Origin of the sequence: Marinoscillum sp. MHG1-6, from assembly GCF_024714475.1 — a bacterium.
In the GTDB taxonomy this organism is placed as follows: domain Bacteria; phylum Bacteroidota; class Bacteroidia; order Cytophagales; family Cyclobacteriaceae; genus JAMZMI01.
Map to the genome: position 1 here is coordinate 54,899 of NZ_JAMZMI010000010.1, position 19,191 is coordinate 74,089.

A 19,191-nucleotide genomic window follows, 5' to 3' on the forward strand; every position below is an offset into this window, starting at 1 on the left:
CAGGGTAGTAGTTAATTCAATCTCTCGATGACCATCGCAGAGGCCCCACCGCCACCATTGCAGATGCCTGCCACACCAATATTCGCCTGCTTGTTTCCAAGTACTGAGGTCAGGGTGGTCAAAATTCTTGTTCCGGAACACCCCAGGGGATGCCCAAGGGCAACGGCCCCGCCGAAAACATTCACGGAGTCAGGATTCAAGTCCAGCAACTGCATGTTGGCCAAAGCGACAGCCGCAAATGCCTCATTAATTTCATAATAATCTACATCCGATTTTTTGAGGCCGGCCCGATCCAGTGCTTTAGGTATGGCTAAAGATGGAGCGGTAGTGAACCATAGCGGGTCCTGGGCTGCATCCGAGTAGCTCAATATTCTGGCGATAGGTGCAAGACCTAATTCTTCAACTTTCTTTTTGCTCATAAGCACGACCGCTGCAGCACCATCATTGAGTGTTGAGGCATTGGCCGCTGTCACAGTGCCATTCTCGGAGAAAACAGGTTTCAGAGCTGGTATCTTGTCGAAATTCACCTTTTGGAATTCTTCGTCCTGTGAGACGATAAGTGGGTCTCCTTTGCGTTGAGGGATACTTATAGGGGCTATTTCTTGTTTGAATTTCCCACTATTGGATGCCTCTGAAGCCAGCTTGTAAGAGTTAATGGTATACTCATCCTGTGCTTCGCGAGAGATACTCATTTTTCTAGCTGTGTGGTCGGCACAGTTTCCCATGGCAAAGTTGTTGTAGACCTCCCAGAGCCCATCTTTTTGGAGCCCATCAACAATTTCCCCATTGCCATATTTGTGGCCAAAACGTGCTTTGGGAAGGTAATATGGGCTGTTAGACATGCTTTCCATGCCGCCGGCAACAATCACGTCAGCCTGTCCCAAAGCAATGGTCTGAGCACCAAACATGACAGACTTCAATCCGGATGAGCAGACTTTATTGATGGTGGTGGATGGAACAGTATTCGGTATACCCGAAGAGATGGCGACCTGACGAGCAGGAGCCTGCCCAAGATTGGCAGAAAGTACATTCCCCATCAAAACCTCCTCGACTATGGTTGGGTCAACACCACCTTTATCAAGGGCATGTTTCACAGCTTCAGTGCCAAGTTGTACTGCGGTAAGTCCTGAAAGGGTTCCTCCAAATGATCCAATGGGTGTTCTGGAGGCCGAAACGATGTAAACTTCATTCATTTTTGAATAATCATATTGTAGGCCGTGAATCTACTACTAACTCTACAGTGGGCGAGAAAAAGGGGTAATTTTAGGGGGTGGACTATTGCGGGTTATAACTTCTCTGAAGATTTTTTTGTCCTTTGGTTTTAAGGATGAATGCCTAAAAGTCATTAAAGCACCTCACAGTATTGGGGAATGATCTCCTTAAATGCTGTCGCTAATTTAGCCCTTAATCCATGACCTGACCGGTTCTCGATGGTTCTACCGTCAATTTCTTTTACCGGGGTGAGCTCGCCCATGGTACCCGTAGCAAATACTTCATCGGCATTGTAAAAGTCGACCAAAGAAAGGTTTCTTTCTTCATAAGTTATGCCCAGTTGGTCAGCCAGCTCCAATACCAGTCCACGGGTGATACCATGCAAACAAGCATCTGCAAAAGGAGTGAAGAGCTTACCATCTTTGGCCATGAATAAATTGGTGTCGTTCAGCTCGGCAACAAAGCCCTGGTGGTCCAGCATTACTGCTGCATCCACCCCAGCAAAATTGGCCTGGATCTTAGCAAGGATATTATTGAGGAGGTTGTTGTGATGGATCTTCGAATCCAAAAACTGCGGGTTGTTTCTGCGCTGGGTAGAGGTAATCACCCTGATGCCGTTTTCATTATCGTAAACCAACGGCTTCCATTCTGCCAGTACAATGAGACAGGTTCCTTTTTGGTTCAACCGTGGGTCCATACCTGAAGTCACCTTTTCGCCACGGCTGAGGGTGAGTCGGATGTGGGCATCTTCGTTCATGCCATTAGCTTCCAGAGTTTGTTTGATCGCGGACTTGATAAAGTCGAAGGAAGGAATATCAGTGAAAGCCAAAGCTTTGGCGGACTCGTACATGCGGTTGAGGTGCCGCTCCAGCGAGAATACACCCTCTTTGTAGACCCTCAACCCCTCCCAAACCGCATCTCCACCCTGTACGGTGCTGTCAAAGACAGAGACCTTTGCTTCGTCGCGGTGGTAAAGCTGATCGCCTACCCAGACCTTTATGTCGGCATTTTTAGGATTGTATTGTTGTAGCATAATTAGTTCGCTTTGATTGCGTGTTTATATAATTCCTGGTAGAAAGGTAGAGATTCCTCGTAAAGTTTTTGGCAGCGATCAGGCAGTTCGCGATCAGATGTTTTTTGAGCGGTGAAACCGGTGGACTGGTGAACATTTTTGTACCAGTACTTCGCCCAGATGCCGTCTTCTTCAATTGCTCCCGCTTCCCATTTCAGCATGGATGGGAGCATTTCTATTTGGAGCTTGTCACACAGTCTGGAGAAAACTCGAATTGGATTATTGAGTAATTCTCCTGAGTCGATCACGATGGGCTCTTGCCCCATCTCTTTCAAAAAAATATAAAGCTCAAATTGTCTTTTGATGCCGATATCGGTTTGTGTAGGATTGGGGATAACCTGTGCGAATGAGGCGATCAGCTGTTTTGGGTTCCTAATCAGAAATAAGTTTGTCCACTTAGTGAGGAAATCAACGTCCATTTCGATCAGATGATGAGCCATGTTTTTGATAAATACGTTACCGCATTGCTCTTCCAGCCTGTTCATGTTTTCCACCACTTCAAGATAACTGGTGGGCTGACTGGCGATGATCTCGTCCTTGCCCGGATGATCTGCCCCGGTGAGGTAAAGATAGTAAGCATAATAGGGCTCGTCCACTACCTTGGTGTCTCCACGATGGGCGAAGGCGTACATGAGTGCCGTGGATACGTTTCTGGGTGAGGAGATGAGGTTAATGATCATGGGTTAAAGATATCCTTGTAAACGGAAATTTAATATCCTCAGAGTTACCGAAGAGACTCTGAAATCTAATGAGTGAGAAGAAGTCATGGTAATTTGTACTTAGACCAACAGAATATTCATCACTCAGCACAGCCAGGCGATTGCTGGGATTGTTGGATAATACAGGAATGTTTCAAGTGTTTGCGTAGCACACTTGAAACTTGATCATGAAAAATAGCGTCTCCGGACACGATGCTATTTGCCTTGCTTATTTTCAGTGACACTTCGCCTAACGTTTAAAATAGAAGGGTAATAAGAAGTGACGATAATTCAGTCTTAGACTAACAGAATACGTATCACTCGGCGTAGCCAAGCGATTGCTGGGTGCGAGCCAGAAACCCCAATATTAAACTGAAGTGTCTCATGATCAAATCTTTTAATAAGATAAAGGCGAGCAAAGTGACGCGCTCAATCCGTCATATATTTAGGTTATCCTTATGATTCGAAGGTCAATGATCTCTTCTTGAATAATATACCAGTTTTTAATGGCGGAGTCTAGGTAATAGGGAGTTACCTGATGTGAGATAGGCTGTTACGAACTTAGAATCCATCAATGTGACTCTGAAAAGAACAAAGTGTATTGCACAATCGAATACGCAGGTTGAATTATTTTGTGTAGCTTAGACACTTTAAATGAAACCTAAAAAATGATGCAGATAAAGCCCACCCTTGCTTTTCTCTTAATCCTGTTTGGACTGCTGTCCAATCAGGCCAACTCTCAAAACTTATTCACCAACGTTTATGGTCGACAAGTCACCAGCCTAAATGGCGAATGGCAATACATCATCGACCCTTATGAAACGGGCTTTTTTGATTATCGCTTTAAAGAAAAGGGAGAGAGGGACCCCGGGGCCTACTGGAATAGTGGGGTGCCATGGGATAAAACTGCAATGATTGAACATGGTTATTCTGATAAGCAAACTCTAAACGTACCGGGAGACTGGAATTCTCAGGACCGGGTGTTTTTGTATTATGAAGGTACTGTATGGTATAAGAAGTCTTTTGACTATCAAAAGGATGCAGCCACCAACAGGGTGTTCCTCTATTTTGGGGCAGTAAACTACCAGGCTGATGTTTATTTGAATGGTAAGAAATTAGGGACTCATAAAGGGGGGTTCACACCGTTTCAATTTGAAATAGATGCTGGCCTACTAAAGGAGAAGGATAATTTCGTGGTTGTTAAAGTGGATAACAAGCGTCATAAAGATGAAGTGCCGACGGTTAATACAGATTGGTGGAATTATGGTGGTATCACCAGGGATGTACTTTTAGTGGAAACGCCTGAGGTTTTTGTAGAGGACTATTTTATTAAGCTTAATTCACCAACTGCAAGCTTAAAACCATCCATGAAGAAGGCAGAAATTACTGGTTGGGTAAAACTCAATGGCGCTAAGATCGGTGAGCCAGTCACGATTGAGATTCCCGAACTGAAGGCAAAGACAACCATCAACTATACGGGTTCAGTGGCTTCGTTTTCAATGAACCTCAAAAAGGTGAAACTCTGGTCTGATAACAATCCCAAACGATATGAATTAGTGATTAGCACTTCTCAAGATCAATTGAGGGATAAAATAGGGCTTAGAAAAATTGAGGTTTCCGGAAAAGATATATTGTTGAATGGTAAGTCTGTCTTCCTGAGAGGTATTTGTATGCACGAAGAGTATCCAGTGGAAATGAGGAGAGCTACTTCAAAATTGGATGCATTAAAATTATTAGGATGGGCTCAGGATCTCAACTGCAATTTTGTGAGGTTGGCTCATTACCCGCACAACGAACATATTGTTCGAGCAGCAGATTCTTTAGGTATGCTATTATGGTCAGAAATCCCGGTATACTGGACCATTGATTTTGGGAATCCGGAAGTGCTTGAGAAGGCCAAAGTTCAACTTAACGAGATGATCACCAGAGATCGTAACAGGCCAAGCATCATTGTATGGTCTGTTGGAAACGAAACACCCGTGTCGCCAACGAGAACCGAATTTATGAAGAATCTGGTTTTAAAAGCCAAAGAACTTGATGATTCACGGCTTGTTTCAGCCGCTTTGGAGGTCCATTATAATAAGGATAAGAATATCATTAATGATCCCCTCGGTGCCTATACAGATATTGTTTCGGTAAACGAATATCTGGGGTGGTATGTAGGCCTTCCATCCTATTGTCAGACGGCACAATGGGAGACAGTATATAATAAACCATTGATATTTAGTGAAACCGGAGCCGGAGCTAAAGGAGGCTATCTTGCAGATTCTCTCACTCGTTGGAGCGAGGAGTACCAGGAGTGGTTCTACAAAGAGCAGGTAGAAATGATGAAGCGGATGCCAGAGAATTATACAGGATTAACCCCATGGATTTTAGTCGATTTTCGTTCTCCAAAAAGAAATAACCCCACTTATCAGGAGGGCTGGAACAGAAAGGGTTTAATTGATGAGAAAGGAAATAAAAAGAAAGCCTTTTTTGTACTTAAGAGGTACTACGAAGAATTGGAAAGCAACAACCCATAATGATTTAATTATTTTCCTCAGTGTCACTGAAGCGGCTCTGAGGAGATCAGACACCCCAAAGAATCGACATAAGGTTTGAGGATAATAACCTTATGGTTTTCCACTCACTTTTAGACTCTGGATCTATAGGTTCCCATCACATAAGACTTGCTCATTATAAACCCAGCAGATTTTATTGTCTCCGTTCATAATGTTAGAAAAACTGCCACCAAAGGTTTGGGCACCCAAATTAAAAGCCTGAAGTCTATTGTTGGTATCAATGGTCACATAGTCATTGATTCTCTGAAGCTTCGGAGTTTGAAATTCTTCGGACCCTGCGGTCATAAATCATATCCACCAGTCAATCATTCCCGCCCGTGAGCCGTTCTAAGCCTTCCGCAGAATTTTCTCCATTTTTCGGCCCTTTGCCAACTCATCCACCAATTTGTCCAAATACCTTACTTGCTGAGTCAAAGGATTTTCGATTTCCTCCACCCGATAACCACAGATCACTCCGGTGATCAGGTGGGTATTAGCATTTAATCGGGCATGCTGAAAGAACTTTTCGAATGTGACTTTATTATCGATTAGCTCCTGAAGCTTATTTTCATCATAACCGGTCAACCATTCAATGACCTCGTACAATTCTCCTTTCGCTCTGCCCTTCCTCTCGACTTTGGTGACATAATGCGGAAAAACCGAGGCGAATGTCATTTTTGCTATGCGCTCATCCTGATTGTTTGCTTTGTTCATGCCCTGTGTATTGTTGTAATTCTCAAATTATTTCAAACGATTCAATTGACCTTTTCTTTTCACTATGCTTTTGTAATCCCATTGAATTTCTTCTGCCTTTTTCAGCCAGCGCTTCAGGTCATTTCTATTGATTTCTTCTACCATATTGTAAAAAATGGAAGCATCTTTAAATTTTATGCCCTTGATGTCTAGATGATTTTCATCAAAACCGGCGCCACTCCAGAACATCAAACGAATGCCTGACTTCTGTTTGCTGTAACCTACAATTGGATTGTCTTCTAAAAACCAAACAGGATGTGCATGCCAAATTTTACCCTCTGAGCCATGAAGCTCTCTGTCAATGGTGCTCGACAGAAGCTCACAGATTTCTTTATCTACTGGTGCCTGTCTATAGTTATATGCTTCAATTTCAGCGTTCATACTTGTGTGCTAAACCTTGATGAGGTGATTGAATATACCAGTTTTTGAGACTGGAGTCAAGAGGAAAGAAGCGGTATAAGGAAGGCCAACGAAAAGGTGATATTCCCATTGTTACTGAGCTTAGATTAGTGCTTAGAAAAGGAAAGACCCATCTTCAGACTTGCGAAGGTCTCAGCTAACAGAATTTTCAGGCTTATTTATTTATTTATGGTGTCTTTAGATGACTTAGTTGCCCATTTGCCGAAAGGTCAGGTTCACCCTTGGCTGATCAACCTTCTTTGTTGGGGGTAGGCGGTGTAGCCAGTGTGTTTGAGTGGTGCCCTTCATGATCAGCAGACTTCCGTTTTCAAGCTGTAGATCTATTCGTTCCTTTGTCCGTTTGTGCTTGAAAGAAAACTTGCGTTCAGCACCAAAACTAAGAGAAGCAATCGCTCCGTTTTTCTTTAGCTCTGTCTCGCCATCGCTGTGCCAGGCCATGCCCTCTTCACCGGAATGATACAAATTCAGTAAGCAAGAGTTGAATCGCTCACCAGCATGCTTTTCTGCCAGCTCCTTGATGGCTCGAAGCTCTTCTGTCCATGGAAGCGCCACCTTGATTGTGCCTGAGTACCGATAGGACCATGGCCTTTCTGCATACCAGGCCACTTTTCGTTTGGTTTCTATGGTTTTTCCTAAGATGACCGCCTGATCCGGCTGCCATCTAATGGTGTTAAGCAAAATGTCAAGCAACCGATCAGCTTTAGATGGCTGGTAGATTTTGCCATAGTAATTGGCCATGCCATCATAGGGGAGCCAGTTCTTATTCGGATCGATCTTTCGCTCAAACAATTCCATATTATTCATTAGAGATAAAGCCAGCGGTTAATCACCACTTATCGAATTCCGATTTATCGGTTTCATTAATTCTGCTATAGGGACCTCTGATCATCCTTATCTGATACAAATGACCATAATAATGTGTGCAATGGATCGCCAGGATTGTTCTGAGGTCTACGTCTGCTCTTTTTTTGTCATGATCATTGTACAGGTATTGCGATGGTCTTCTGATCTGCTCAGCGGTAAGGTTTTTGGCAAGCAAATCATACTTTTCATGCCCTTCGGTAAACTTTGTTTTCATTTCTTCGAGATTCCCCGCCTGAAAGGAAGTGGTAGGCTGTTCGTTGATCAGGTATAACCCGGTGTCTTCGATGGCATCACATGCCCATTCTTCAAACCAGGTCAAATGCCCGATGATCCAACGGATGGTATTTGCCTCTTCGTTAATTTTCCAGTCCATCTCTTCCTCTGATATGCCTTTTAGTATGCTCCAGATCCACCCAAATGAGTCATTATTCAATTCTCTTAGGAGATTCACGTGTGCTAATAATTCCTCATCATTTTGGTCGGGTAATTTTGAAATAAAACCCAGGGAACTCAATCCTGCAAAGGCTGGTATGGCACCTAATAGAAACTCCTTTCTTCTCATGATAATGGGATTTAAGTTCGAAATAGATGAATCTCAATATACAAAAAATAGGAGAGGGGGATTTTTCACAGCTACAATACCTTGGAGTCACAACAAGGATTTGCCGTTCTGAGGTCAAGGCAATCTTTAAACCTTCAGCGTCTATGAGCTCGATACTTAGGAGTGCAAAACATGCTGTAGTTGCCTTTCTCTGTTTTAGGCTGTAATTTTATTAGTAGTCAGATTATTGACCGATGTATGCTGTTAGCCCACTTGTTGAACCCGAATGGCTTGAGGAGCATTTAAGTGACGATAATTTACGAATTGTTGACGCTACTGTTCAGGTAAAGCTTTGGCCGTTTCCTCGTGTCGTAAGTGGAAGACATAATTTCAAAAGGAGGCATATTCCTGGGGCAGTATTTGCTGATCTCTTAAAAATCTCTGATCCAAATGCACCCAAACGTACTTTCACTTTTCCAAAAGCAGAACGATTTGCTAATTTCATGTCTGAAATTGGGATCGGGGAGGGAGTCCGGGTTATTATTTATGATGAAAGAGAAAATATGTGGGCCGCACGTCTCTGGTGGATGCTCAGAGCTTTCGGATTTGACAGTGCCTCTATCCTCAATGGTGGATGGGCTTCCTGGAGTTTGGAAGGTCGTCCTGTATCTTCTAAATCAGATACTTATCCGGGTATTGCATTTGTTCCTCGTCCAAGACCGGAATTAATTGTCGACAAAAAGGAAGTTCTAAATGCTATAGATCAAAATGATACCTGCATTGTGAGTGCCCTGGGTCGGCGGCAGCATCGTGGCGAACGTAATGAGTACGGCCGAAGAGGACACATACCGGGCGCTATGAATGTGACTGCCTGGGAAATTCTGGATCGAACGACCAAACGTTATCGTCCCGTGGAAGAGTTAGAAGAATTATTTAGGCCCATGTTAGACAAGAAACGTATCATAACTTATTGTGGAGGAGGAATAGCAGCCTCAAGTGACGCGTTTGTGCTTCATATGTTGGGACATCCAAATGTGGCTGTGTATGACGGGGGCTTGATGGAGTGGGGTAAAGACAAAAGTTTACCTCTTGTAATAGATAGTTGAGTGTCAATGATGTTCGCTGATGCGGCGCCAAACAGATAAAACGCCTACGCATCGAAAGTAATAGAATGCACCAAAGTTTCTTGAAGGCAGAAAAGAGGGATGTTTAGCACTTCACTTTCAGATAAGTAGCAGAGACCTACACTATCATTGTTTGTTCGCTCATGCTACTCTTTTACATATTCATCTATTGCCTTAATAAGCTCACCTCCGGAAGTAATTTGCTCCTCATAAAATCCGGTAAGAAATTCGGTAAATAAGAAACCTCTATAGAAAATTGACAGAACAATATTGTGTCCTTCATGTTTTGTAAGTTTCTCCGAATAGTTGCCAATGGCTTCATCAAGAGACGGGTTTGGTCTTTTCTCCAGTTCCAGCCACTCTGAGAAAAAGCCCGATTTATGAAGTTGGAGATCCAAATCATTTGACCATAATTGTAGGCTATTTTCCTCAAAAACTACTTTATCAGAGGCTCTATAATAAGCGTATAGTAAGTTCTCCAGGTTGGAGTCATCCAAATGTTGCAAATGGCCGGAGTTTTTCAAAGACTCAAAACCACTTCTATTGAAGTTAATAGGTTGTTCAATAATCATTGCAAATAGGGCGTTTGTAATAGTTTTCTGTGCTTCGTGATTGAATTCCCTATTTCCAATTAAAGTGGTTGCTTTTGCGCATAATGCCGATTGTGAGGTTCTACCCATAAGCATACGTTCTGCCTCAGATAAGTCACTTTTAACATTTATAGCAATTTTTTGGAGGTAATTTTTTAATTCCTCTTTCTCAATTCGTGTCTTATTATGATTGTCTAATGCTAAGGCAATCATAATCCCTATTACCACGAGGAAAATTTCCCCTATCCCATAAAGGGCATATGTTTTTAGATTATTTTGAGTTATTAGGTTTTGTCTAACCCTGCGAAGAAAGTGAAGCATATTTTTACTTTTAAAAAGTGACGGCTAATCAACTATCATTCGTAAGTAGCCTGGGTCGAGTAGTCATTTTAATGTCTATAAAAGTATGATATCGCACCGGTCATCACAAATATGTCTTGCCCTGTTCCCCCTGCGAACTGAAAGTCAAAACTCCTGCGAACTGTATCCGGTAGAAAGCAGAGCAGTTTCCTCAGCGACTGATTCACGGTCGAGTTGCACCATGACTAGCTAAATGCTCTGTATGCGCATGCGTCCATACACAATGTTATGGGGCTGTTTTCTGTTTTTTCTAGGGCCAATCATAATGTCAAATGAAGTCAGCCAGAGACTCCAAATTAAAAATGAGCCATGGCTCAGAAGTCGACTGCGTTGACTGGAAGAAGCTTGAGAGGAAGCGCAAAAACCTGATCAGATTAGGCGTACCACAGGGTCAGGCATATGCCTGGAGTAGGACAAGAATGGGAGGCTGGGCAGTGGCTCAAAGCCCTATACTGATTACTACCATTACCCTGTCAGGACTGAGAAGAAAGGGCTGCCAAAGTATGTTAGACCATTACTCAAAAACACAGCCTAGGATTCAATGAACCGCCCAGTACGAGAACCGTACGCTGGGTGGTGTGACCGGGCTGGCGTTCCAGAGGCGCACCCCATCAGTTACTGCTGGTGGGGCCGTCTACTCGATTGTGCTAAGTTATTTTTTATTTAATAGTTCTTTGGCATCAACTAACATCTCATCTAGTACTAACCTATTAAGATATTTACCTTTAAGAATTACGCCATCTATTGAGCTTGTGTTAGAAATGTTTAGCAATGGGTTTGAATTAAGAATTACTAAATCTGCATTCGCACCTTTAGTTATAACCCCAATGTCAGATCTTTCGAGAAATTCGGCAGCCTTTATGGTTGATAATTGTAAAACTTCCAACGGAGAAAAGCCACCCTCAACAAGGATTTCAAATTCTTTATGTAACCCATAACCCGGTACAATCATAGGGTTTGGCGAATCTGACCCGGCTATAAGGTTAACACCATAGTCATGCATTCTCTTCATTAATTGTGCAGAACCCAGTGCTGCCCTTCTAAAAATATCAAAGTCTTTACCACTCCTTATAGTCGAGTCAACATCTTGAAACGGGTTAGTATACCAATTGTATTGTTCTATGGCGTCATTCGGCATATATTCCAGCCAGTATTTATGAAAGCCATTGGGTTGCTGATCTACCTGTCCAACCCCCCAAAAGATTGATGAGGTGGTACTAATCCAGGTATTGTTTTTAATAAAATGGTCATACAATCTCTTTTCTTTTTCAATATCAATATGGTCGATTATGTCCTGTAAACAATTGCCAACATCAAAATAGTTTTGCATGACATACTCTTTGTTGGCAATGGCAAAATGAATTTGTATACCATGTTCAATACAGGATTGTCCCAGATTGGAACAGTGGGTAACTGTTTCATACGGAGGAGTCAGAATGGGCACATGACCGGAAAAGGGTATATTATGCGTTTTGCATGCTTCTGAAATTTCGGTAAACTGAGCGGGGCTTAAAAAGTGATAAGCTTTTATAAAATCAGCTCCAGCCAGTTTTTGTTGTAAAATAAGTGCGTCAATTGAGGTAGTATCTGAGATATAATGCGTGTTGGGATAAGATGCCGAACCTCTATCAGCATCCAACATGCTGCCAACGAGCATTTCCGGACCAATCCTCGTTCCATTATTGATCTCCTGTCTCCACCTTGACAAGCTATCCAAATTCATATTTCCAGCATCCCTTATACCGGTGATGCCATTAGCGATGTACATTGGAAAAAAGTGATCGGCAAGATCCAAAGTGTGTACATGCATGTCCCATAGGCCAGGAATTAAATATTTTCCACTTCCTTCAATGACTTGTTTCGCATTGAATTTCGTATTAGCTGGATAAATACCTTTTATTTTCTCATCCTGTATTAATAAGACTTTGTTTTCAAGGATTTTGCCTTCTTTTACGTCGATTAAACTAATATTGGTAATTGCAATATCACTTTTATGAACTTGTTTGCAAGAGTTAAGAAATTGAATGGATAGGAGAAGGAAAAACAAATTTACGTTCAGGTTTGATTTCATAAGTTTTGCTCTTTTTTTATGGAGCACAACGCCTAACTATCGGGTGTATGTCCGCAGCTAGTGAATAGCACTAAAGTAGTGAAATCTGCCGAAGCTCACAACGGTTCCAAATGGCACTGCGCTCCGAAAGTCAAAATCTCCTGCGCTCAAAATATGGTAGATAGCACTGTGGTTTCTCAGCGGCAGATTCACGGTCGAGTTGCACTGAAATCAGCCAGAAAGCACTCAGACATATGCCCGATCAGCGTCTGTTGTAGCCAGTTTTTTCCTTATCCCATGCAATCACTTTAACACCGTTCGACCAATGTGCCAAGTCAGGTTGGCCGGAAAGAAGCTGCTCAAATCTCAGATATTCACATGTAAGGTTCTTGATAGATATTTTTTCGATTGGCCATTCTAAATGATGAATTTCGTACTTGTTAATTCGTGATCCTGAATCTTGGTAAAGTGCGTATCTCTCCGTTAGCCATTTATCAAGGTCAGTTTTGTTCGTAAGTGGTTCTAGAGTTTCATAATCTATTGAGAGATTATCTCCATATTCTTCGTTGACCGTTGTGTAGTTGTTGGAAGTTCGGTTGATGTTTGAATATCGATAGGGAAGTTCAGAAATGGTCTTGGCAATCCATGTTGACAAATGCTTACCTGACTCAATACTTAGAAAGTAAACCCCTGGTTTGTTGTTAGGTCTTACATAAGTTCGAATGTTAACTTCGTCAAAGTTGGAAATTGGGCCGAATGAAGGTAAGATTCTTGGTCTGACATTCTCCATTGTAAAGGCAACCAAAGAAACCCATGTTGTGCCTTCAAAAGAGTCCAATTCGAGTGGCTCAGGTACAAGCTCTCTTAGAATTTGTTCGTCCACTTGCCAGTGGAGAAAAATGGCTCTGTTCCATTCTTGATAATATTTCCATTGTTCGTTTGGTAGTGGCCAAGGACGATGTTCAGTTGTTCTTAGAAGTTCCTTATTCGTCATGAAGATAATTGGCTACAACGCCTGTGTATGGCCACTGGCAATGAAATGTAAAATAGTGAATCTACCGGTGCTTCCAAAGTTTGTAGAAAGCACTGTGGCACATGCCTCATACATATTGTTGGCATTCGTTTAGTTGTTCGTCCGTAGAGAAAAACACTGAAAGGTTCTATTCGACAATTAAGGAATAATTGTGCGACCACTTCGTTGGTTAGACGTTCCTATTAAATGAAGGGCGAAATTCTCTATCTTTTGACTTAAACCATCTGTCCTTTAGTTGAAAATAAAGTATTGATCCAATAACAGGAAAAAACATAATCAACCAAAACCAGAATGTTGTTGACTTGGGTTCATTACGCCTCGATCGAGTAATGTCAATAAAAGCCCATAGCCAAAGGGTGAGAGTTAAAATACAAAATGTGATTATTACAAATGATTCCATGTCGTTCGCTGTATGTGCCATTACTAAAAATACAAAATTTAGAGTTCGAATATGCACAATCTGTACGTAGCGGCAATGAATGCCAACGCCTTGATAAAAAACGTAGGGAATGAAGGGCACCTTGCTTTCCTTAACCTACGAGCCAAGACCGATTTCTAAATTTATATTTTACTTGGCGGACTTACTAGAATCCGATGAACTTTGGGATTGTAGATCAGCCATATGTTTATTTATCTTTTGTTAGCATGTGTAAGTACTTTCTCTCAGTTGTGTCAGTTTCCCATTTACCATCTCTTAATTGTTTTGTTATTTCTCTTATCAGACTATCGTTAATACCCTCTGATTTAAACTCCTCTACTAAAACCAATGAATCTCCTACCCATTGATATATATACTTACCAAAGTCGTTTACTCCCATATGCCAACCAGATTCAACAGCTTTACTGTCCCTTTTTAAATTCCAAATTGGTATTTCTGAAAGTGTCTTGTTGTAAACAAAATTGTTATTCGTTTCATCAAATGTCCAAGTTTCATTTATGACATTATTCCCAGAGCAGCAGGTGGAACTGGAAGGAAATCCAAAATCAACAAATCCATCAAAATTAAGATCAATCAATTGAAATGGATAAAGAGATGCATTTTCAACATAACTGATTGTGATTATTGTATCTTTTTTGAATTTACTATAACAAAATTCACATTCATTGAAAGATATTATTAACGAGGAAATCAGCTCTTGAGGTAGCTTAACCGAGCTGGATCTGTCTAGATCTATTTTAATTCTATCATTTTCCCCAAGTTCAAAGATTAATTTAGAATACAGTCCTATTGAACTCTTATCAGACAAACTTTGCATCTTGGGTTCCTCTGATTTTTTAGAAGATGATTGCTCCGAACTACAATTTGTCAATAAGAACGCAATTAATAGTATTAGGTAAGGTTTCATGTAGTTCGATTATGAATGCTAAAACGCCTAGCTAGCAGGAGTGCGCCCCGAGCTAGGCAAGTTCCGATAAAACTAATGAATCTGCCGGTGCTTCCAAAGTTTGTAGAAAGCACTGCGTCCAGAAAGTCAAAAACTCCTGCGTGCAAAAGATGGTAGAAAGCACAACCCTTTCTCGGCGGCTGACTCACGGTCGAGTCCTAAAGCAGTTTGTAGAAAGCACGTAAGCACATGCCTTCATACAGTTTGTTAGGGATTCGCCTATTTCTTCGTTACAGTTCTCAGTTTGAGTTCACCGAGCTGCTCAAATGACTCTACACGTTCCGTGTTGATTAGTTGCCAAGTTCCTGCGTTCTTCTCATAGATTTTGACATCAGATGGAAAAACATAGTCGTAAACATCAAATTCATTTTCAGGTTCAGTTGGCTCAACTTTCGGAATTACAAATGCAAAACATGTTTGTTGCTCTGTTTCAGACTTAGTCCAAATGAGATCGTAGTGAAGGTTTGAATGGCATTCAGCCATCTTATAAGGGTAAGACTTCTTAGATCGTTCAACTCCTTGAATTCCGCCTTCCCAAATGCTCAGATCATCGCAATCAGATTCAAAGCTAGGTGTTGGTTCCTGTGCGAATAGTAGTACGATAAATATGAAAATGTTACTCATGAGTTCTACGGGTGATCCCTAACGCCCATGTATGAGGCGTGTGCTCTCACTTTATGGACAGCACTAAAGTAGTGAAGTCTGCCGGTGCTTCCAAAGTTTATAGAAAGCAGTGCGTTGTGAAGTGAAAAAATCCCGCTAAGCTTAAGCCTCCAAACAGCACTAAACTTTCTCGGCGGCTGACTCACGGTCAAGTCCTGATGCAGTTTGTAAAAGGCACGAAAGCACATGCCTTATACATATTGTTATGGTCTTTGCATCCTTTGAGCAAAGAATTGATTCAATTTTACTGGGTCGATTTCTCCGAAAGAAAATTCACCATCATTTATATAATAGCCGTTCTGAATGATAAATTCCAATGTCCAACTTGTAACATCCTCTGGTTCAAACGCACAACCTTTGCAAAAGGGACAGTTAGCCAGTTCTCTTTCTCGGTCAGGACAAACTGATAAATACCTTTTTAAAAATTCACCCTTTAGTAATTCAAATCGTAATATCGGTTGCAGTTCTTCTAGGTCAGCTTCCTTATTTTCCTTGAATTCTTTGCATTTCGTTCGAAACCAAGGTACGAAATCATTTATGTTAATATGGATAACTTGTTCTGGGAGAGATTTCAAGTTTTTTGGGTTCGGTCGATCTGGTGAAAGAACGACAAGATATTTGACATTCGAGAAATTTTTATTGGTTGGATGTCCATGATTGATATATGATTTCCAATCTCTTTCAATTTCGATTCCTACGTTCCCATCGGTTAAAAAATCTGGTCCGGTATCATATGGCCCTGTAACATTTTCGAATCCGTAATCTTTAAAATGTTCCTTGAAGAATTCTTGAATCCAATATTCTTTAATCTTCGATTTTTCGGCACGTTGGTAGGCGTTACCATCGGGGTTGAATTTGATTTCGGCGTTGCGCTTCGGTATAACCACGCCATCATTTTCTATATCATTTTCTAGAAGTAATTCTTTGTTTTTTGGGAAAGTTGAACTTTGATTTTCTGTTGTTATGATTTCACCGCAATTGTGACATTGAACTCCCCATATTTGAGTTGCAAAGGTTCCAATATTCTCTAGTTCACTTTTATCGAATTCATCAGTTCGCTTACAATTTGTACAGGTTAAGATGGCTCTCATTTCTGTTGTTCAGGTGGCTCTAGTTAATTGCTCGCATTGACCATAACGCCCAGATATGGCGCTGTGGCCTCCGAGCTTTTTTAATTACGATAAAAGTAGCTTATCTGCCGGTGTGATCAAAGCCTGCCTGCCGGCAGGCAGGTATCAGATAGGCACTGCGCTATTCCAGATAAAAAACTCCCACGAGCAGATGATGGTAGAAAGCATCCAGGTTTCTTGGCGGCAGATAAGCGGGATGTTTAGCAAACTCTTGGCAGATGGCTAAGTTAGGCCATGCGCCATCATCGTTTGTTAGAGGTATTTTTTATGCTGCTAAAGTCGATTCCGTTTAGTCTGAGATCAAAGACATCTCCGACCTTTGACTTGTTATATGGATACCAGAGTCTAATCTTCTCATTTCCTGCCAAGTTGAGCAGTTTAAGTGTTAGTTCAAATTGTTGAGTTTCTGAGTCAATCCCCTTGTTGACAACTGATGTAGTTAATGGGGTTAAGTTGTAGCGTTGAAGCATGTCTTCTGGATCTTGAGAATGTTGCACCGAATGGGTTTGAGGATATTTCATGTCCTTCTGGAGATAGAAATCGATAATAAGTGTATCTCCAATTGCATATGAATCCATTTGTTCCCTGATTTCATTTTGGTATTCTTCGATTTTTTGTTCGTAATCACGAATGGATGCGTTCAGTTCATGAATTTGTCCCTCTAAATCAATTTTCCGTTCGGTTAAGTATCTGTGGTACGAAACTAAGATAAGTCCTGACATATTATCAGGGTGGGTTACTCCAAGAGAATCGAAATAATAAAAGAGTTCCTTTTTACCCCAAAGACCCCAGTAGTTTCTCATGTGAAGTCCAAGACTAAAATGTTGAGAAGTTGCAAAGTCATGTTCATCCATCGAGCGTATGGTGTCTTTATCAGCTTCCGTTAGCATGAGGTCAAGTTTAGACATGCATTCCTCCAAATTCTTTGGTTTATACTTTAGTTCCTGCCGTGTTGGTTCCTGCGCATAGGCAAAGATTGAGAGCTGAGTTAATAAGAAAAGCAGAATATGTCTCATGGGGGATAATTACCTCTAACGACCAACTAAATGAGTATGCGCCCCAGTTGCTAGAAGCACTGAGGTTTCTGAATTGCATTGTCATATCTAAAGAGCTCGGTTCGCATATTCATTTTAGTATTTGTTAGCTTGAGTTATTTATTGTTCTGTATCCAATTTTGGTAGCAAATGTCCAGAAAGGCCTGCCCTTCTTCTGAATACTTATCTGTAAAAACTGTAAAGTGGTCTCCTGGGAAATATTTAAACTCAATGGAAGCATCCAGCTTTTTCATTTCATCTTCTAACAATTCTACAGCCTTATTTAAGTGAAAGTTATCTGACGTCCCAACAGAAATTCTAATCTTATTAGAAATGAGTGGTTCATAAAAAGCCCAGTTGTTTCTAAGTTGATAAGAAATATCATATCGTCTAAATAGTTCATGGGCAGTAGCGTTATCAATTGATCCATTTTCCATATTCACAAGTCTTCTTATTTCATTGTTCTTGTCTCGTGCGCTAAAAACAGCATCAAAAGAATGAAATTGCTCCCCACGGTCAACAACACTTTCTATTGTATATAGGTCATTTGCACTGACAATGGGATACTTGCCTGCCAGAAGTAGGTCATATAATGGAGCACCTTCTGGACTATAAAATTTATTGCTATCCTCATAAATATTAGTTCCCTGCCAGTTCCTGAAGTCCACCTGGTCAGGAGCACTGGCCCAACATCCTGCAAATGTATTTGGGTAGTTAATTTGAAGCCAAAGAACTGTCCAGCCGCCACTACTGTGTCCAAAAAGAAATCTCGCATCATTTGTTCGATATCTCTTAGATAATTCAGGAATAAATTCTTTGACCAAGGCATCTCCCCAAGGACCGTTAATGTCACTGTTGGCATAAGTTGAATGCCCTTCTTTGCAATTACCATCCAGATACACAACAATAGCTGGTTCATTGTTGATTTCACTAAATCCGTATTTCCCTTTTCCCGAGTGAATTTTATAGTTTCCTCCAAATCCAAAAACTGAGAAAATTACGGGATAATGAGAATCTGATTCGTAGTAGCCTTCCGGTAGTTGTACCGCTCCTGAGATGAAAGTTTCTTCGTTGTGGAATTCAGTCAATAATGATGATTTCAGTTTTAGTTCTTTTAGTCTTTCAGTTTCGTTAAAAGGAATTTCCTGAACCATCCTCGTACAAACAATAGGTGTGGACTTAGTAAAATCCTTGTCTAAAGTCACTTTAATCGGTTCAGAATAAAGGTTACCAGGGCTGGTTGCAATAAACTGTCCTCCCAAGTTTCTATCGAAAACGGCTTGGATGAAGTATTCACCTCGTTCGATATTAGATAGTTCAACTGGGTAAGAAATAGATGAATCGTCAAAAATGATTTCTTCGTTTGGTTTTAGGTTCAAGGCTTCCACCCGATAGACTGGTGGTAATTCAATGGGAAGAAATGCATCTTTAGGGTTTGGGTTTTCTTTTGACAGATAAAGTAAGATACTGCCACTAAAGGACTCAATCAGAAGTTCACTGGAATATGATACGTTGAAATTTTGAGCCTTTGTTCCAAAGCTTAAAGTCAATAAGACTATTATAGTAATGGTTGTTCTCATCATGGTTATATTCAAGCTAACGCCTAGGCATGGTGTGTGGCCATCCTTGAGCAATGAAAATCCAAGATAGCGAAATCTGCCGTGAGGTGCAATGAAGCAAAAATCTACTGCGAGAAGAAGAAGGAAAATGCCTGACTGCCCC

Annotated in this window: 20 protein-coding genes; 3 read left to right on the forward strand and 17 right to left on the reverse strand. The window is 41.2% G+C overall.

The features are described from left to right. Positions 1–11: 11 nt before the first annotated feature. The 3 genes from NXR94_RS16740 to NXR94_RS16750 form a co-directional block, all read right to left on the reverse strand. Positions 12–1,193: an acetyl-CoA C-acyltransferase gene (locus NXR94_RS16740; protein ID WP_258105826.1), complete on the reverse strand. Its 1,182-nt coding sequence runs from the start codon at positions 1,191–1,193 to the stop codon at positions 12–14. 152 nt (positions 1,194–1,345) lie between these two features. Next, on the reverse strand, positions 1,346–2,245 hold the full coding sequence (locus NXR94_RS16745) for an aminotransferase class IV (protein WP_258105827.1): 900 nt from the start codon (positions 2,243–2,245) through the stop codon (positions 1,346–1,348). Between the two features lie 2 nt (positions 2,246–2,247). Further along, positions 2,248–2,964 carry a sulfotransferase family protein gene (locus NXR94_RS16750; protein WP_258105828.1) on the reverse strand — a complete coding sequence of 239 codons (717 nt, stop codon included), beginning with the start codon at positions 2,962–2,964 and terminating at the stop codon, positions 2,248–2,250. A 686-nt stretch (positions 2,965–3,650) separates the two neighbouring features. On the opposite strand from NXR94_RS16750, the gene NXR94_RS16755 reads away from it, so the two are divergent. Then, positions 3,651–5,504 (forward strand): glycoside hydrolase family 2 protein, encoded by a 1,854-nt coding sequence (locus NXR94_RS16755; RefSeq protein WP_258105829.1) that lies wholly within the window; start codon positions 3,651–3,653, stop codon positions 5,502–5,504. Between the two features lie 123 nt (positions 5,505–5,627). Here NXR94_RS16755 and NXR94_RS16760 read toward each other — a convergent pair whose 3' ends face one another. From NXR94_RS16760 to NXR94_RS16780, 5 genes are all read right to left on the reverse strand, one after another. Further along, a complete protein-coding gene (locus tag NXR94_RS16760) occupies positions 5,628–5,828 on the reverse strand; it encodes a hypothetical protein (protein ID WP_258105830.1) in 201 nt (66 codons plus the stop codon). A gap of 42 nt (positions 5,829–5,870) precedes the next feature. Further along, positions 5,871–6,236 carry a DUF2200 domain-containing protein gene (locus NXR94_RS16765; RefSeq protein ID WP_258105831.1) on the reverse strand — a complete coding sequence of 122 codons (366 nt, stop codon included), beginning with the start codon at positions 6,234–6,236 and terminating at the stop codon, positions 5,871–5,873. Positions 6,237–6,263: 27 nt separating this feature from the next. After that, positions 6,264–6,656 (reverse strand): DUF1801 domain-containing protein, encoded by a 393-nt coding sequence (locus NXR94_RS16770; protein ID WP_258105832.1) that lies wholly within the window; start codon positions 6,654–6,656, stop codon positions 6,264–6,266. A 225-nt stretch (positions 6,657–6,881) separates the two neighbouring features. After that, complete coding sequence (locus NXR94_RS16775; RefSeq protein ID WP_308706285.1) at positions 6,882–7,499, reverse strand: alpha-ketoglutarate-dependent dioxygenase AlkB; 618 nt, start codon at positions 7,497–7,499, stop codon at positions 6,882–6,884. A gap of 22 nt (positions 7,500–7,521) precedes the next feature. Beyond that, positions 7,522–8,121: a DinB family protein gene (locus tag NXR94_RS16780; RefSeq protein ID WP_258105833.1), complete on the reverse strand. Its 600-nt coding sequence runs from the start codon at positions 8,119–8,121 to the stop codon at positions 7,522–7,524. 233 nt (positions 8,122–8,354) lie between these two features. On the opposite strand from NXR94_RS16780, the gene NXR94_RS16785 reads away from it, so the two are divergent. Further along, positions 8,355–9,206, forward strand: coding sequence for a sulfurtransferase (locus NXR94_RS16785; protein ID WP_258105834.1), 852 nt, complete (start codon positions 8,355–8,357; stop codon positions 9,204–9,206). A 164-nt stretch (positions 9,207–9,370) separates the two neighbouring features. Here NXR94_RS16785 and NXR94_RS16790 read toward each other — a convergent pair whose 3' ends face one another. Continuing rightward, the gene (locus tag NXR94_RS16790) at positions 9,371–10,135 is read right to left on the reverse strand and encodes a hypothetical protein (protein WP_258105835.1); all 765 of its coding nucleotides are present in this window, start codon (positions 10,133–10,135) and stop codon (positions 9,371–9,373) included. Between the two features lie 311 nt (positions 10,136–10,446). Between NXR94_RS16790 and NXR94_RS16795 the strand changes: the two genes are divergently transcribed. Then, the gene (locus NXR94_RS16795) at positions 10,447–10,719 is read left to right on the forward strand and encodes a hypothetical protein (RefSeq protein ID WP_258105836.1); all 273 of its coding nucleotides are present in this window, start codon (positions 10,447–10,449) and stop codon (positions 10,717–10,719) included. A gap of 107 nt (positions 10,720–10,826) precedes the next feature. On the opposite strand, the gene NXR94_RS16800 is transcribed toward NXR94_RS16795, so the two are convergent. The 8 genes from NXR94_RS16800 to NXR94_RS16830 form a co-directional block, all read right to left on the reverse strand. After that, positions 10,827–12,245: an amidohydrolase family protein gene (locus NXR94_RS16800; RefSeq protein ID WP_258105837.1), complete on the reverse strand. Its 1,419-nt coding sequence runs from the start codon at positions 12,243–12,245 to the stop codon at positions 10,827–10,829. 241 nt (positions 12,246–12,486) lie between these two features. Next, positions 12,487–13,218 carry a YqjF family protein gene (locus NXR94_RS16805; protein WP_258105838.1) on the reverse strand — a complete coding sequence of 244 codons (732 nt, stop codon included), beginning with the start codon at positions 13,216–13,218 and terminating at the stop codon, positions 12,487–12,489. A gap of 208 nt (positions 13,219–13,426) precedes the next feature. Beyond that, the gene (locus NXR94_RS17205; RefSeq protein ID WP_374988012.1) at positions 13,427–13,678 is read right to left on the reverse strand and encodes a PLDc N-terminal domain-containing protein; all 252 of its coding nucleotides are present in this window, start codon (positions 13,676–13,678) and stop codon (positions 13,427–13,429) included. A gap of 205 nt (positions 13,679–13,883) precedes the next feature. After that, positions 13,884–14,603: a hypothetical protein gene (locus NXR94_RS16810; protein ID WP_258105839.1), complete on the reverse strand. Its 720-nt coding sequence runs from the start codon at positions 14,601–14,603 to the stop codon at positions 13,884–13,886. 258 nt (positions 14,604–14,861) lie between these two features. Continuing rightward, positions 14,862–15,266: a hypothetical protein gene (locus tag NXR94_RS16815; RefSeq protein ID WP_258105840.1), complete on the reverse strand. Its 405-nt coding sequence runs from the start codon at positions 15,264–15,266 to the stop codon at positions 14,862–14,864. A 242-nt stretch (positions 15,267–15,508) separates the two neighbouring features. Continuing rightward, positions 15,509–16,396 (reverse strand): hypothetical protein, encoded by an 888-nt coding sequence (locus NXR94_RS16820; RefSeq protein ID WP_258105841.1) that lies wholly within the window; start codon positions 16,394–16,396, stop codon positions 15,509–15,511. A 281-nt stretch (positions 16,397–16,677) separates the two neighbouring features. After that, positions 16,678–17,451 carry a DUF6794 domain-containing protein gene (locus tag NXR94_RS16825; protein WP_258105842.1) on the reverse strand — a complete coding sequence of 258 codons (774 nt, stop codon included), beginning with the start codon at positions 17,449–17,451 and terminating at the stop codon, positions 16,678–16,680. 134 nt (positions 17,452–17,585) lie between these two features. After that, on the reverse strand, positions 17,586–19,191 hold a 1,606-nt coding region (locus NXR94_RS16830), incomplete at its 5' end, for an alpha/beta hydrolase-fold protein (protein ID WP_258105843.1).

Coding starts and splice junctions, on each gene's coding strand:
- NXR94_RS16740 (WP_258105826.1), bottom strand. CDS start 1,193: ATGAATGAAGTTTACATCGTTTCGGCCTCCAGAACACCCATTGGATCA.
- NXR94_RS16745 (WP_258105827.1), bottom strand. CDS start 2,245: ATGCTACAACAATACAATCCTAAAAATGCCGACATAAAGGTCTGGGTA.
- NXR94_RS16750 (WP_258105828.1), bottom strand. CDS start 2,964: ATGATCATTAACCTCATCTCCTCACCCAGAAACGTATCCACGGCACTC.
- NXR94_RS16755 (WP_258105829.1), top strand. CDS start 3,651: ATGATGCAGATAAAGCCCACCCTTGCTTTTCTCTTAATCCTGTTTGGA.
- NXR94_RS16760 (WP_258105830.1), bottom strand. CDS start 5,828: ATGACCGCAGGGTCCGAAGAATTTCAAACTCCGAAGCTTCAGAGAATC.
- NXR94_RS16765 (WP_258105831.1), bottom strand. CDS start 6,236: ATGAACAAAGCAAACAATCAGGATGAGCGCATAGCAAAAATGACATTC.
- NXR94_RS16770 (WP_258105832.1), bottom strand. CDS start 6,656: ATGAACGCTGAAATTGAAGCATATAACTATAGACAGGCACCAGTAGAT.
- NXR94_RS16775 (WP_308706285.1), bottom strand. CDS start 7,499: ATGAATAATATGGAATTGTTTGAGCGAAAGATCGATCCGAATAAGAAC.
- NXR94_RS16780 (WP_258105833.1), bottom strand. CDS start 8,121: ATGAGAAGAAAGGAGTTTCTATTAGGTGCCATACCAGCCTTTGCAGGA.
- NXR94_RS16785 (WP_258105834.1), top strand. CDS start 8,355: ATGTATGCTGTTAGCCCACTTGTTGAACCCGAATGGCTTGAGGAGCAT.
- NXR94_RS16790 (WP_258105835.1), bottom strand. CDS start 10,135: ATGCTTCACTTTCTTCGCAGGGTTAGACAAAACCTAATAACTCAAAAT.
- NXR94_RS16795 (WP_258105836.1), top strand. CDS start 10,447: ATGAAGTCAGCCAGAGACTCCAAATTAAAAATGAGCCATGGCTCAGAA.
- NXR94_RS16800 (WP_258105837.1), bottom strand. CDS start 12,245: ATGAAATCAAACCTGAACGTAAATTTGTTTTTCCTTCTCCTATCCATT.
- NXR94_RS16805 (WP_258105838.1), bottom strand. CDS start 13,218: ATGACGAATAAGGAACTTCTAAGAACAACTGAACATCGTCCTTGGCCA.
- NXR94_RS17205 (WP_374988012.1), bottom strand. CDS start 13,678: ATGGCACATACAGCGAACGACATGGAATCATTTGTAATAATCACATTT.
- NXR94_RS16810 (WP_258105839.1), bottom strand. CDS start 14,603: ATGAAACCTTACCTAATACTATTAATTGCGTTCTTATTGACAAATTGT.
- NXR94_RS16815 (WP_258105840.1), bottom strand. CDS start 15,266: ATGAGTAACATTTTCATATTTATCGTACTACTATTCGCACAGGAACCA.
- NXR94_RS16820 (WP_258105841.1), bottom strand. CDS start 16,396: ATGAGAGCCATCTTAACCTGTACAAATTGTAAGCGAACTGATGAATTC.
- NXR94_RS16825 (WP_258105842.1), bottom strand. CDS start 17,451: ATGAGACATATTCTGCTTTTCTTATTAACTCAGCTCTCAATCTTTGCC.